The organism is Micromonospora inyonensis (assembly GCF_900091415.1).
GTDB lineage: Bacteria > Actinomycetota > Actinomycetes > Mycobacteriales > Micromonosporaceae > Micromonospora > Micromonospora inyonensis.
On sequence record NZ_FMHU01000002.1, the window covers coordinates 2631554 to 2643087 of the forward strand.

Annotated in this window: 16 protein-coding genes; 7 read left to right on the forward strand and 9 right to left on the reverse strand. The window is 70.7% G+C overall.

Annotated elements, in window-relative coordinates:
• Positions 1-15 precede the first annotated feature (15 nt).
• A complete protein-coding gene (locus tag GA0074694_RS26080; RefSeq protein ID WP_091462655.1) occupies positions 16-354 on the forward strand; it encodes a YnfA family protein in 339 nt (112 codons plus the stop codon).
• Between the two features lie 19 nt (positions 355-373).
• Here the strand turns inward: GA0074694_RS26080 and GA0074694_RS31990 are convergent, their stop codons facing one another.
• The 4 genes from GA0074694_RS31990 to GA0074694_RS33350 form a co-directional block, all read right to left on the reverse strand.
• On the reverse strand, positions 374-532 hold the full coding sequence (locus tag GA0074694_RS31990; protein ID WP_176738130.1) for a hypothetical protein: 159 nt from the start codon (positions 530-532) through the stop codon (positions 374-376).
• A complete protein-coding gene (locus GA0074694_RS26085; protein WP_091462656.1) occupies positions 529-837 on the reverse strand; it encodes a hypothetical protein in 309 nt (102 codons plus the stop codon). The genes GA0074694_RS31990 and GA0074694_RS26085 overlap by 4 nt, the downstream gene beginning before the upstream one ends.
• 74 nt (positions 838-911) lie before the next feature.
• A complete protein-coding gene (locus tag GA0074694_RS31995; protein ID WP_176738131.1) occupies positions 912-1208 on the reverse strand; it encodes a hypothetical protein in 297 nt (98 codons plus the stop codon).
• A 126-nt stretch (positions 1209-1334) separates the two neighbouring features.
• Positions 1335-1751 (reverse strand): site-specific integrase, encoded by a 417-nt coding sequence (locus GA0074694_RS33350; RefSeq protein ID WP_245714914.1) that lies wholly within the window; start codon positions 1749-1751, stop codon positions 1335-1337.
• Between the two features lie 673 nt (positions 1752-2424).
• Between GA0074694_RS33350 and GA0074694_RS26100 the strand changes: the two genes are divergently transcribed.
• Together GA0074694_RS26100 and GA0074694_RS26105 are read left to right on the forward strand one after the other, a co-directional pair.
• Positions 2425-2865 (forward strand): hypothetical protein, encoded by a 441-nt coding sequence (locus tag GA0074694_RS26100; RefSeq protein ID WP_091462658.1) that lies wholly within the window; start codon positions 2425-2427, stop codon positions 2863-2865.
• The gene (locus tag GA0074694_RS26105; protein WP_091462659.1) at positions 2862-3056 is read left to right on the forward strand and encodes a hypothetical protein; all 195 of its coding nucleotides are present in this window, start codon (positions 2862-2864) and stop codon (positions 3054-3056) included. The genes GA0074694_RS26100 and GA0074694_RS26105 overlap by 4 nt, the downstream gene beginning before the upstream one ends.
• 132 nt (positions 3057-3188) lie before the next feature.
• Here the strand turns inward: GA0074694_RS26105 and GA0074694_RS26110 are convergent, their stop codons facing one another.
• Complete coding sequence (locus tag GA0074694_RS26110) at positions 3189-3953, reverse strand: ATP-grasp domain-containing protein (RefSeq protein ID WP_091462660.1); 765 nt, start codon at positions 3951-3953, stop codon at positions 3189-3191.
• 454 nt (positions 3954-4407) lie between these two features.
• The gene (locus GA0074694_RS34015) at positions 4408-4995 is read right to left on the reverse strand and encodes a hypothetical protein (RefSeq protein ID WP_342670949.1); all 588 of its coding nucleotides are present in this window, start codon (positions 4993-4995) and stop codon (positions 4408-4410) included.
• A gap of 180 nt (positions 4996-5175) precedes the next feature.
• Between GA0074694_RS34015 and GA0074694_RS26125 the strand changes: the two genes are divergently transcribed.
• On the forward strand, positions 5176-5547 hold the full coding sequence (locus GA0074694_RS26125) for an ArsR/SmtB family transcription factor (RefSeq protein ID WP_091462661.1): 372 nt from the start codon (positions 5176-5178) through the stop codon (positions 5545-5547).
• Between the two features lie 466 nt (positions 5548-6013).
• Positions 6014-6259 carry a hypothetical protein gene (locus GA0074694_RS26130; RefSeq protein ID WP_141714282.1) on the forward strand — a complete coding sequence of 82 codons (246 nt, stop codon included), beginning with the start codon at positions 6014-6016 and terminating at the stop codon, positions 6257-6259.
• Between the two features lie 352 nt (positions 6260-6611).
• Here the strand turns inward: GA0074694_RS26130 and GA0074694_RS26135 are convergent, their stop codons facing one another.
• Positions 6612-7490 (reverse strand): alpha/beta fold hydrolase, encoded by an 879-nt coding sequence (locus GA0074694_RS26135; protein ID WP_091462663.1) that lies wholly within the window; start codon positions 7488-7490, stop codon positions 6612-6614.
• 101 nt (positions 7491-7591) lie between these two features.
• Here GA0074694_RS26135 and GA0074694_RS26140 point away from each other — a divergent pair, with 101 nt between their 5' ends.
• Complete coding sequence (locus tag GA0074694_RS26140) at positions 7592-9562, forward strand: AfsR/SARP family transcriptional regulator (RefSeq protein ID WP_091462664.1); 1971 nt, start codon at positions 7592-7594, stop codon at positions 9560-9562.
• Positions 9563-9690: 128 nt separating this feature from the next.
• On the opposite strand, the gene GA0074694_RS26145 is transcribed toward GA0074694_RS26140, so the two are convergent.
• The gene (locus GA0074694_RS26145; protein ID WP_091462665.1) at positions 9691-9966 is read right to left on the reverse strand and encodes a hypothetical protein; all 276 of its coding nucleotides are present in this window, start codon (positions 9964-9966) and stop codon (positions 9691-9693) included.
• Between the two features lie 23 nt (positions 9967-9989).
• On the opposite strand from GA0074694_RS26145, the gene GA0074694_RS26150 reads away from it, so the two are divergent.
• Entirely contained in the window at positions 9990-10895 is a 906-nt protein-coding gene (locus tag GA0074694_RS26150; RefSeq protein WP_091462666.1) for an aminoglycoside phosphotransferase family protein, read from the forward strand.
• Positions 10896-10915: 20 nt separating this feature from the next.
• Here GA0074694_RS26150 and GA0074694_RS26155 read toward each other — a convergent pair whose 3' ends face one another.
• Positions 10916-11509, reverse strand: a complete 594-nt coding sequence (locus tag GA0074694_RS26155; RefSeq protein WP_091462667.1) for a recombinase family protein — start codon at positions 11507-11509, stop codon at positions 10916-10918.
• Positions 11510-11534 lie beyond the last annotated feature (25 nt).

Consider the following 11534-nt stretch of genomic DNA (forward strand, 5'->3'; position numbering starts at 1 on the left):
CGGTACCGTGCCCACGTGACAGTCCTGCGCTCGCTGCTGCTGTTCGTCCTCGCCGCCGTCGCCGAGATCGGCGGAGCCTGGCTGATCTGGCAGGGCTGGCGCGAACACCGTGGCCTGTGGTGGATCGCCGGGGGCGTCGTCGCCCTCGGCGCCTACGGGTTCGTCGCGTCCCTGCAACCCGACCCGAACTTCGGACGCATCCTCGCCGCCTACGGCGGCGTCTTCGTCGCCGGCTCCCTCGCCTGGGGCATGGTCGTCGACAAGTTCCGCCCCGACCGGTGGGACATCATCGGCGCCGTCATCTGTCTCGTCGGCGTCGCCGTCATCATGTACGCGCCCCGCACCCACCCCTGAGCAGCACCGGCAGTCGAGGTCAGGGCCGGGGGCTGCCGATCCGCACCTGGTTGCCGTCGGGGTCGGTGAGGACAAAGGTGACGCCCAGTTCGGCGACCCGGCCGGCGGGCAGGTGCCGGCCGCAACAGCCGCAGCAGCGCAGACCGGAGCCGGCGGCGGTGTCGGCAGCGAGCGTCATGACCCGACCTTACTGAGTGCGGCGACCAGGTCGTCCACCTCCGGTACACCGGCGAGGCCGCTGGGCGTGGCATACACCCGGCACGTCAGCCCGCAGACCGGTGCCGAAGCGAACAGATCGACGCCGTCGACAGTGAACGTCGGGGATCCGGCGAACCCGACCGCCGCCGCGTCCGCCTCGGTCTCGACCGCCACGAAGCTGATCTCGGCTTCGGGCCGACCGACCAGGTCGAGGGCCTGCCGCAGCCGTTGTCCGGCGTCGCGCCAGTTCGGGCAGTCCGCGAAGTACAGCACCGACACCTGCATGCCCTGATCCTGCCTTCCGGAGACGTCGGGCGGTAGCGGCCTCCGCGGTGGTGGCGCCCTACCCACATGCAAGATCAACTGTTGGCGGCTGATGACACGTTCGTTACCGGCACCCCGGGTTCGCGGGTTCGACCTCGCGCCGGTGCCGTGCCGGCCGACAGCTGCGCCCACCACCGGCCTACGGCCAGATCTTCCTCCAGTTCCTGCCGCAGCCGTTGTTCCTCGGCGGCGCGGGCCTGCTCCTGGCGCTGCCGTTCCTCGGCCTCACGCCGCTGCCGAGCCTGCTCGGCTTCGATCTCACACTGCCGGCGCTGCTCTGCCGCCCGGATCTCGCGCTGCCGTTCCTGTTGGCGTGCACGCCGTGGCCGCACTCGGGGCAGCGCAGCGCGACCCGGGGGCGGGTCTTGTGCACCTGGTCCCACGTCAGTCCGCGACCGAGGTCGGGCAGGGTGGCGTCGATGCGGCCGGCCTCGGGGCGGATCGCCGCGAACGCCATGTCACCTCTGCCCCGTCCGGCGCTTGGAGGCCAGGTCGGTCGCGGTGACGTGCGCGGCGACGGCTTCCGTGCCCGGCCGGGCGTGGCGCTCCAGGGAGCGGACGGAGGCGTGCCGGGACCGAGCGAGCAGGGTGGCGGTGTTCGTGCCGTTCTCGGCTTCGTAGGTGAGCATCGTGTGGCGCAGCTGGCGCAGCGTGAAGCCCTGCGCCCGGTCGACCGGGTCAGCGAGGGAACAGGTCGCGTGCTCGAAGATCTCGGCGGCGCGGCGGTAGGACATCCAGGCCCGGCCGGTGACGGGGCGCAGGTCGACGGTGGCCACGGCCCGGGCCGGCTTGCCGTCGGCGAGGAACACCGGCCTGCCGGCACGTCCGGCCAGCATCCAGGACAGCAGCATGGCGGCGCCGATCTGCCAAGACACCCACTCGGTCTTGCCGCCCTTGGACAACACCCGCGGCGCGTTTGCTGGCCAGCCCGAGGGCGCCCACGTCGAGGGCGACGATCTCCTTGGCGCGAGGGGCGGTCTCGTAGAACAGCCAGCACAACGTCTTATCGCGCAGACCGACGTCGGCGACCAAGCCGGCCAACCCGCGCCACGACGCCAGCGCCAAGCGCACGGTGGACAGGTGACGGACCTGGGCGGCCGGGGCGGTGGCGCCGAACGCCGCGGTGTACGCCTGTGCGAGCGCAATAGCCCCGACGTCGGTGTCCAGCGCGGCGATGTCGTCGCCGACTGGTGTGCCGGCGAGCCGGGTGGCGAGCACGGCCGAGGCCTGCCTGTACATGACCGCGGTCCCGGGCGACCAAGCGCCGGCGGCGGTGCGCGCGAAGAGGAACGTCTCGACGGCGTGGGCGAAGGTCGGAGTCGACGACGACGTCCGGAGCTTGTGGACCTGGCCCACCGTGCACCTCACGGCTTATCGCAGGACATGCGTACGGACCGAGGATGCCGGAGCGCTACGACATTTCCCGTCCCCGTCTGCGCGTTGGGGACGAACGAGTCCGCACCGATGTGGACTGCCGCGGGCATTGTCATCAAATGCAACTAGCGCAGTCTATTGCGATCATCGCAAAAGTGTGCGCAGAATGTAGGCATGAGTCGACGAGACATCTTCACCGACGTGGCCGCGATCCTGCACCCGATCCCACAGCCCCGCGAAGCCGGCGACGAGGACCACGAGGGCTTCCTCGAAGGGCGCCACCAGGCCACCGAGGAACAGCGGCAGGCCGAGGAGAATCTGCGGCTGGCGTGGGAGGAAGGCGGCCAGGACCCGCTGATCGGGGCGCTGGCCGCTGCGCGCCGCGCCAAGGAGGAAGCCGAGCAGCGGATCCGCGAGTTACTCGCCTACGGCCGCGAGTTCGTCCAGCCTCGCCCGTACACGTTGGGCGACCTGGCCGCGGCCGCAGGCATGTCCATCTCCGGGGTTCGCACCGCCTACGGGCACCGCGACGCCGACGCGGTCGCCACTGCGACCGGTGGCAAGCCGCGAGAGTGGCGGGCCCCCGACCCCGACGACGGCAAGGCATCCACGTGAGCGCGACGACCTGCGTCTGCCTGCCTCGCTGGCAGCGGCTGTACACCGTGATCGAAGGCATGCGGTACGAGGTGGAACCGGCCGCGACGGACACCGCGACCAGCCTGCTGTTCCGGGCCTGGTGCGCCGGATGCGGCGCCGAGTTCACGCGCCCGTTCCGGCTCGGCGCCCGCGACCTACGCGCCGCCTGACGAGCCTGCCTGGCCTGCTCCAGCTCGAGTCCTCGGAGTTCCCCGTTTCTCTCTGAGTGCCGATATTGGTCGCCGGCGGGGGCCGCTATCCGGCGGGTGCGGGAGGTCGGGTGAACGCCCGGTCGTGGGGAGTCAGGCGGCGGCGCGAAGCACCACGTCGAGTACCCGGTTGGGGTCGGCGGCGTAGCTTGTGCTGAACCAGGCCATGTTCGCCTCCACGACGGCCCAGTGTTCGTCGCCGCGGTCGGCGTTGCTGGCGAGGCCGACGTCGACGACGACCGCGTTGGGCAGGCTGTCGGCGCAGGCGTCGAGCAGGCCGGCGGCGAAGTCGAGCACGGCGGCGCGGTACGCGCAGACGTCCAGGGGGGCTGGGTCGAGCCGACCGTTGGTGGCGTAGCGGCTGGCAACGTACACCATGCCGTCGAGGACGAATAACCGGTACTCCGCCAGGAACGTCACGATCTCACTGACCAGCACCGGAGTGTCAGCGGGGTAACGCTCGTTACCGGGCAGGCGGGAACCGTCGGCGTAGACGTCGGCCGGCAGGGTCTTGTCCCTGGGCGGCTTGACGAACATCGGCGTACGGGACCAGCGCGCCTCACCGAGCGTGGTCAGGGCGATGTCGCGGTGGGTGTACTCGTACGGCAGCCGCGTCAGCCAGTCATCAGCCGGTTCGAGCAGCGCCAAGTCGAGATCCTCAGCGACCGCACCAGCGAAGATGGGTCCGCCGTAGAGGTGCCCGCCCACAGCATGCCGCAGCCGGGCAGGCACGACCGGACTGGACAGATGCTCCACCGCCAAGCCTCGTCGCCAGGTCGACTCGGCCAGCAGCTCGGCGGTGCGATCGAGGCGTGGGGGCAACACCAGAAAGCCGGCGACCGGGACAGCGAGGGCCATGACCCACGATTCTGGCGATCCGCCGCCCTACCGTCGCCCGATTATCCTCCCCACAGCAGACCCCAACCCGAACGCGACAGGCCGTACGGCGACACCCGCCCGGCCTGGCCCGCACGATGCCGCACGCGCCGCGATCGACCGGCCGGCAGCCCCGCCACCACCAGCGGCAACGGGCCGGCTACACAAGGTGATCTGAGCGGTCAGGGCCGCGCCCCGTTCGGCCTCGCACCGGCTTTCGTAGGAGAGGGAAGCCGGCGTGTCCGTACATCTGACGTTTGATCAGCTTGGTCTTGATGTTGACCCGGTCCCCGGAGCCCGGCATTCCGGGCAGTGCGGTGGTGGGGCCGTTTCACACGATCTTTAGGTTCGCCGGTTCGGCCTTGCCGGGTGCCGTGCCGGCCGATGTCGGCCGGAGGTCGCCAGCAGGCCGGGCACGGCATCCGTCCCGCACCGGTCAGCAGCAGGTTCCGGTGGCTCCGACGGTGGCGGGTTCCTTGTCGGTGGCGGGGGTGCAGCAGGAGCTCTCGGTGGCCTTCTCCAGGTGGTCGGAGTCGGCCTTGACGGTGTAGACCTCCCAGGCGTTACCGGGGCCGCGTACCCAGACCTTGTCCTGGAGGGCGTAGCAGCATTCGGTGCCATCGGTTCCGGACCCGCCGGATACACCGCTGCCGTCTATGCCGCCCGCGCCAACCTCGCGCCTCTCGTGATCGAGGGCAGCCAGTCCGGCGGCGCGCTGATGACCACCACCGGCCGATGCACCCGCAGTTCGTAGGCCCGCAGGTAGTCCACGACGTACCCGGCGGTCGGGAACTCCTCGCCCTCCTGCCGAGGCATCCCCCACCCCCGGCAGCGGGCTGTACTCCGCCGGCGAGAACAGCCGCAACGAGTCCCAGCCGTGCCGCCACGCGCCACCCGGCTGCGACTGGGCGTCGAGGATGACGTAATCCAGGCCGGCGCGGCGCAGGTAGTAGCCCCCCGCCGCCAAGCCACCCTGCCCGCCCTCGACGACCACCACGTCACATGATCCGGGCACGCTCGGCATCTCCCTCCGTCCACGGATCATCATGCCGAGTGGCCCACGTTCCGCGTCACGCTGGGCTGATGCCGGCACCGCCCATCCGGCCCCGGATACGGCCGGGACGGATCGCCGAAGCTTCCTACCCGCAGCCTGACGGTGACCAGGTCCTGGTTCCACCGGCATATCGATGGTGTTGGTGCAACGATGGAAGACGTGCCAACTCCGAAAACAGCTACGCCAGCCGTCTCGCCGCTTGCCGGCGAGCCGATCAAGCGTGCCGACGCCGAGCGGCTCGCGGGAGTGCTGAAGGCGGTCGCCGACCCGGCCCGGCTGCGACTGCTCAGCCTGATCCAATCCGCCCCGCAGGGTGAGGCGTCCGTCAGTGACCTCACCGCCCCGCTCGGGCTCTCCCAGCCGACCGTGAGTCATCACCTTCGGATCCTCACCGAGGCCGGCCTACTCGAACGCGAGAAGCGAGGCGTCTGGGCGTACTACCGCCTCGTGCCGTCCGCGATCGCAGCGATCGCCGACCTGTTGACGCCACCCCGCAAACGGGCGACGAAGAAAGCCCGCTGAGCGGCGCCCTTTGCCCTTCGGGCCGCAGCCGGTTACCTCCACCAAGCGCAGCTGCGGCGACGCCTGCCCCGTCTTCCCGGCAAACGCTACGAAGACTGGGGAAACTCACCGACCCCGCCGGGCAACGCCTCCACGTCGTCCGCCAGATCCGCAACGACATCAAGACCCGAGTCACCGACCTGCTCGCCACCATCAACCGAAACGGCTGAACGCCAGCACCCAGACCGTTCGGCAACTCCGTGCCGTCCTGGTCGACAGCGCTCCCGTATCCGTTCGGCGACTCGTTGCGCGCAGCCCGACGGCGACGACCGGCGTTGTCCTGGTCGACGACGTCCCCGGATTCGGCAGCTCGCCCGACCGGACTCGTCACCCGCTACCGTCCCAACCATGGAAAGTTGACGAACTCTCACACCGACTATCTGACGACGTAGGGCAGGATCCGGCCTGCTTGAAGACAAGGACGAGGGTGGCGCGGATGCTGTTTGCGGTGCGACGAGTTGCGGCGGTTGTTGCCGTGTTGGCGGTCACTGCCGGTCCCGACGCGCTGCGACCGCTCCAGACCAGCACCGCCGACACCACGGCCTCGACCTCCTGCACCGAAATGCCGAATCGCCGGGTGCACTCCTGGGTGAGCAGCAAGGCGGCCGACCGCACCCAGGAACTCACGCTCGATCAGCTCAAGCTGCTCTGCCGTACCGGCACGACGGAGTAGGAACCCGCAGCCGTTCGCCGTCAGCGCTTCGCACATCTGCCGGTGGGAACCGGAAGCGCGTCGGCGGCCGGCTCGGGCTGACCTCTTCGAACTGCCACGCGGTGCTGCGCCGGAGTGGCCCGCCTCGACCGTGCGACGGGCCGACCGCGGCAATGGGCACGGTTGTACCTCGTTCGTGCTTCTTCCCCGCCGTGGGCCGGTACCCGTGGACGCCGGTGGCACGCCCTCACGGTCATCGGGTCCCTCTGGTCCCGCCACCATGACGCCGAACTGCCCGACCGCGCAGAGAAGCCGCCCGCTTACCGCGGAAATTCCGAATTGAGCACGTCGCGTCGTGCGGGCGTGCGATGTGTTATCGCCCGAGGAGGCAGCGCAGCACCTTGATGATCTCGTCGGGTGCTTCCTCGGCCATGAAGTGCCCGGCTGACGTGGTGCGGTGCTTCAGATCAGCGGCCCAGGTGCGCCACAGTGCGGCGGCGTCGTAGCCGAGAGCAGCTCCCCAGTCCTGCTGGACAACGGTGACCGGCATGCCGAGGCGGTTTCCTGCGGCTCGGTCGGCTCGATCATGTTCGAGGTCGATGCCGGCCGTGGCGCGGTAGTCGGCGACGATGGACGGGACCGCCTCGCGGGAGGCTTTCAGGTACTCCTCCCGTACGTCCGCGGGGATGGCCTGCGGGTTCTGGGCCCATGCGTCGAGGAAGTGACCGAAGAAGGCGTCCGCGCTGGCGCTGATCATCTGCTCGGGCAGCCCGGGCGGCTGGGCCATCAGGTACAGGTGAAAGGCGACCGCGGCGGTGGCCCCATGCAGGATGTCCCACATGTCTAGGGTCGGCAGGACGTCGAGCACGGCGAGGTGGGTGATCGTAGCGGGATGGTCGAGGCCGGCGCGGATGGCGACGAGAGCACCGCGATCGTGGCCGGCCAGGGCGAAGCGCTCGTGGCCGAGCGTGGTGGCGAGTTTGACGATGTCGGCGGCCATGGTCCGCTTGGAGTATGTGTCGGCGTCGCGCTCGGCGGGTTTTTCGCTGGCCCCGTAGCCGCGCAGGTCCGGGCAGATCACTGTGTGGTCGGTGCTCAGGTCGACGGCGACGTGTCGCCACATGAGGTGGGTTTGCGGGAATCCGTGCAACAGCACGATCGGGCTGCCGGTGCCGCCCACCGCCACGTTCAGCGTCACATCGTCCTCGACCGCGACGCGCTGGTAGTCGAAACCGGGAATGGCGGAAGTCATGTTGTCCCTTTCTCGTCGGGTGGACGAGTCCAGGCTGCCGGTTGCCGATGAGCAACCGATGAGCGCGCTACGTTGGTCCAGGCGGAAGGGCGGTTCGAGCGGTGCACGTCGGGTTCGGTGTTCTCGGGCCGGTCGTCGCCTGGGACGGTGCCGGCGCGTTGATCGACGTGAAGGGGCCGAAGCATCGTGCGGTGCTGGCGCGGCTTGTCGTCGCGCGCGGCCGGGTCGTCTCGGTCAGCCGCCTCGTTGACGACCTGTGGGAGGAGCCCCCGCCGGGCGCGGTGAGCGCCGTCCGCACGTTCGTGGCAGCGTTGCGGCGTGCTCTCGAGCCGCAGCGTGCGCCGCGTGAACCGGCTCGGCTGCTGGTCACCGAGGGACCGGGCTATGTGCTTCGGGCAGCGCCGGACACCGTCGACGCTTGGCGGTTCGAGGAGTCGGTTGCCGCCGCGTCCGCCGCACCGCCGCGCCGGGCGGTTGAGCTGCTCGATGATGCGCTGAGCTGGTGGCGAGGGCCCGCGTACGCCGGCTTCGACGACGAGCCGTGGGCGCGCGCCGAGCGGTCCCGACTCGAACAACTACGGCTGAACGCGATCGAGCAACGTGCCGAGGCGCGACTGGCGCTCGGGCGCGCCGCCGACGTCGTACCGGATCTCGACGCCCACGTGGCCGAGCACCCCTGGCGGGAGGAGGCGTGGCGGCTGCTGGCACTGGCCTTGTACCGCACGGGACGGCAAGGAGACGCCCTCGCGGTCCTCCGCCGAGCCCGTAGTCTGCTCCTCGAACAGCTCGGTATCGATCCGAGCCCACGCCTGCGTCGCCTGGAGACCGACATCCTCCGGCAAGCCGACCAGGTGAACGACGGCCCCGGCTCGCCGGACCCGGAACGAATCTGGGCGGAGGCCGCGGCGGCATACGACCGTACCGTCGCGACCGGCTCTCGGGCCCGGCTCGAGTCGACGGTCGGCCTGCTGCGAAGTCTCGCGGTGACCGGGGCGAGCGGGCTCGAGGCGGCTCGGGACCAACGGATCGCGGCCGTCGCCGCAGCCGAGCAACTCGGCGACGTCGAACTCACCGCCCGGGTAATCGGTGGTTACGACGTACCCGCAATCTGGACCCGCTCCGACGACCCGACGCAGGCCGCGCAGATCGCGGCGGCGGCCGAGCGGGCCCTGGCCGCCCTTCACCCCGGGTCGCCCGACGCCACCAGGGCTCGCCTGCTGGCCACGATCGCCGTGGAGTCGCGCGGTACACGCGCGGCGCGCGGGCCCGAGGCAGCCCGGCAGGCCGAGCGGATCGCCCGTGGCCTGGGCGACCCGGCCCTGTTGGCCTTCGCCCTCAACGGCGTGTTCATGCAGACCTTCCACCGCGCGGGCCTCGCCCGCGAGCGAGACGACATCGGCACCGAGCTCGTCTCACTCTGCGCCCGGCACGGCCTGGTGACGTTCGAGATCCTCGGTCACCTCATCCGCCTGCAGGCCCGCAGCGCCCTCGCCGACTTCGCCGCCGCCGACGCCCACGCCGCCGCTGCGGACCAACGCGCCGAGCGGTACGAGAGCCCGCTGGTCGGCGTGTTCACGCAGTGGTACCGAGCGCTGCGACTGGCCGCGACCGGGTCGTCGCCGCAGGCTGCGGAGGCCGCCTACCGGGACGCCGCGGCGCAGCTCGCCAACGCCGGCATGCCCGGGGTCGAGCGGGGCCTCCTTCCGCTGGCCCTGCTGTGCCTGCGCGTGTGGCGCGGCGGCCCGGCCGCGTTCGACGACGACACCGACTGGGGCCCTTACGCGCCCTGGGTCCGCCCACTCGTCCTGCTGGCCCGCGACCGCCCGGCCGACGCCGCCGCGGCCCTGCGCCAGTCCCCAGACCCGCCACGTGACCTGCTGTTCGAGGCGCTATGGTGCCTCACCGCCCAAGCTGCGATCACGCTGAACGACCGGGCCACGATGAAACGCGCCCATGCCGAACTCGCACCGGCCGCCGACGAACTGGCCGGGGCCGGCAGCGGCGTGCTCACCGTCGGCCCCGTCTCACATCACCTCGACCGCCTCGCTGCGGCCCTCAGCCGCACCCGGTGAGCCGGAGCCGATCCGGTCCGGTCTGGCAAGCCAGCCGTCGACAGGAGCAGTCTCTCCAGCGCTGGGGGCGGGATCCGGTCCGTTTCCCGGCCGGGTCCCGCCCCCAGTTCGGCCATTACTGAGCAGGATCAGCGGTAGTTGCCACTGCCCGGGCTGGGGATGATCATGGTGGCCTCCTCGTTGGCGTCCCGAGCCTGGCCGGGGACCGGCTGGGCCGGCGGTGTGGCCGTAATGGCGGTGTCGGCGTCGCGGCGGCCGGCGGCGTAGGCGCGGGCGTCGCTGGCGATGGCCTGCGACTCCTCCTCGGCGGCCGGGCCGGCGCGGATGTCCGCGATGGTCGGTCGTCTGGTGGTGGCCTCAGCCCGGGTGGCCGGCTCACACTCCCGCCGCGTCGGTGGGGTCATGAAGCTCAGATACCGTGCCTCCCGTGATTGAAGCCGAGATTGAGGTCAGCGAAGATCTGGTCCGCGACTTGCTGCGCGAGCAGCATCCGGACCTGGCCGAGCTGCCCATCCGCGAGGTGGCGGGCGGCTGGGGAAACCAGATGTGGCGTCTCGGGGACGACCTGGCCGTCCGGATGCAGCGGATGGACCAAAGCCCCGATCTGCAGCTCAAGGAGCGCCGCTGGCTGCCGCTGCTGGCCTCACGCCTGCCGCTTCCGATCCCGACTCCGGTGCGCAGCGGCACACCGTCCGAGCGCTTCCCCAAGATCTGGACGGTCATGACATGGGTGGAAGGCACGCCCCTGGACGACGGCTCGATCACTCGCGGCGACCACGCGGCCGACATGCTGGCGGCTTTTCTCAAGGCGCTGCATGTGGAGGCGCCCGCCGATGCGCCGGTCGCCTCGGATTTCGGCACCCACCCCAAGGACTCCAGGGGCGGGTTCGAGCACTTCCTTGCGGCTGTGGACCTCGACGGCTTCGGCTTCGCCGAGAACGACATCCGGGCTGTGTGGAACGACGCGGAAGCGACCCCCGAGTGGCCGGGACCACGGGTGTGGGTACACGGTGACCTGCATCCCGCGAACGTCGTCATCGCCGACGGCACACTGGCGGGCATCGTCGACTTCGGCGCGCTCTTCGCCGGCGATCCGGCGTGGGACCTCGGGGCCGCCTGGCTGCTGCTGCCCGAGGGAAGCGTCTCGCGGTTCTTCGACAGCTACGCCCAGGCAGACGAGGCGACGGTCCGACGGGCGCGCGGGCTGGCCGCCATGAAGAGCCTGTTCCTGATGCTGATGGGCCAGAACGGGGACCGCGGTCTGCCTGGCGGCAAGCCGAACTGGGGTCCGATAGGCCGGTCGACCCTTGATCGTGTCCTGAAGGGCCTTTGACGGACGAGGTGGCTTCGTGATCACGGCGTCGGCCGTCCGGGAGCCGCCGCTCGCTCGATCGCCCGGTACACCGTCGAGCGGGCGACGCCGAACAACTCGGCCAGCTCGGCGCTGGTGTGCTCGCCAGCGTGGTGCAGCGCGACCAGGTGTGCCTCCTGCCGCGCGTTGAGTTTCGGCTGTTTGCCCCGCAGTCGGCCCTTGGCCTTGGCAACCTTCATGCCCTCCCGGGTGCGCATCCGGGCCAGATCCGCCTCAAACTCCGCCACCATGGCCAACGCCGTGAACAACAGCTTGCCCACCGGATCCGTCGGATCGTGCACCGAGCCGCCCAGGTTCAGCTTCACTCCGCGCGCGGTGAGCTCCTTGGCGATGTCGTGTGCGTCGGCGACCGACCGGGCGAGCCGGTCCAGCTTCGTCACCACAAGGGTGTCGCCGGCCCGGCACGCCGCCAACGCCTCCCGCAGGCCCGGGCGAGCCCGGTTCGTTCCCGTCAGACCCTTGTCGACATAGATCCGCTCCGCGCCGACTCCCAACACGGTCAACGCGTCGAGCTGCGCGGTGAGGTCCTGCTCGTCCGTCGACACCCGCGCATATCCAATGAGTAGCCCAGCCACCGAGCGACTGTAGCGTTTACCCCCC

Bases quoted from the DNA above. Each gene is read 5' to 3' on its own strand.
- GA0074694_RS26145 (WP_091462665.1), bottom strand. From the start codon at position 9,966: ATGACCCCACCGACGCGGCGGGAGTGTGAGCCGGCCACCCGGGCTGAG.
- GA0074694_RS26100 (WP_091462658.1), top strand. From the start codon at position 2,425: ATGAGTCGACGAGACATCTTCACCGACGTGGCCGCGATCCTGCACCCG.
- GA0074694_RS34015 (WP_342670949.1), bottom strand. From the start codon at position 4,995: ATGCCGAGCGTGCCCGGATCATGTGACGTGGTGGTCGTCGAGGGCGGG.
- GA0074694_RS26135 (WP_091462663.1), bottom strand. From the start codon at position 7,490: ATGACTTCCGCCATTCCCGGTTTCGACTACCAGCGCGTCGCGGTCGAG.
- GA0074694_RS26085 (WP_091462656.1), bottom strand. From the start codon at position 837: ATGCAGGTGTCGGTGCTGTACTTCGCGGACTGCCCGAACTGGCGCGAC.
- GA0074694_RS31990 (WP_176738130.1), bottom strand. From the start codon at position 532: ATGACGCTCGCTGCCGACACCGCCGCCGGCTCCGGTCTGCGCTGCTGC.
- GA0074694_RS26125 (WP_091462661.1), top strand. From the start codon at position 5,176: ATGGAAGACGTGCCAACTCCGAAAACAGCTACGCCAGCCGTCTCGCCG.
- GA0074694_RS26110 (WP_091462660.1), bottom strand. From the start codon at position 3,953: ATGGCCCTCGCTGTCCCGGTCGCCGGCTTTCTGGTGTTGCCCCCACGC.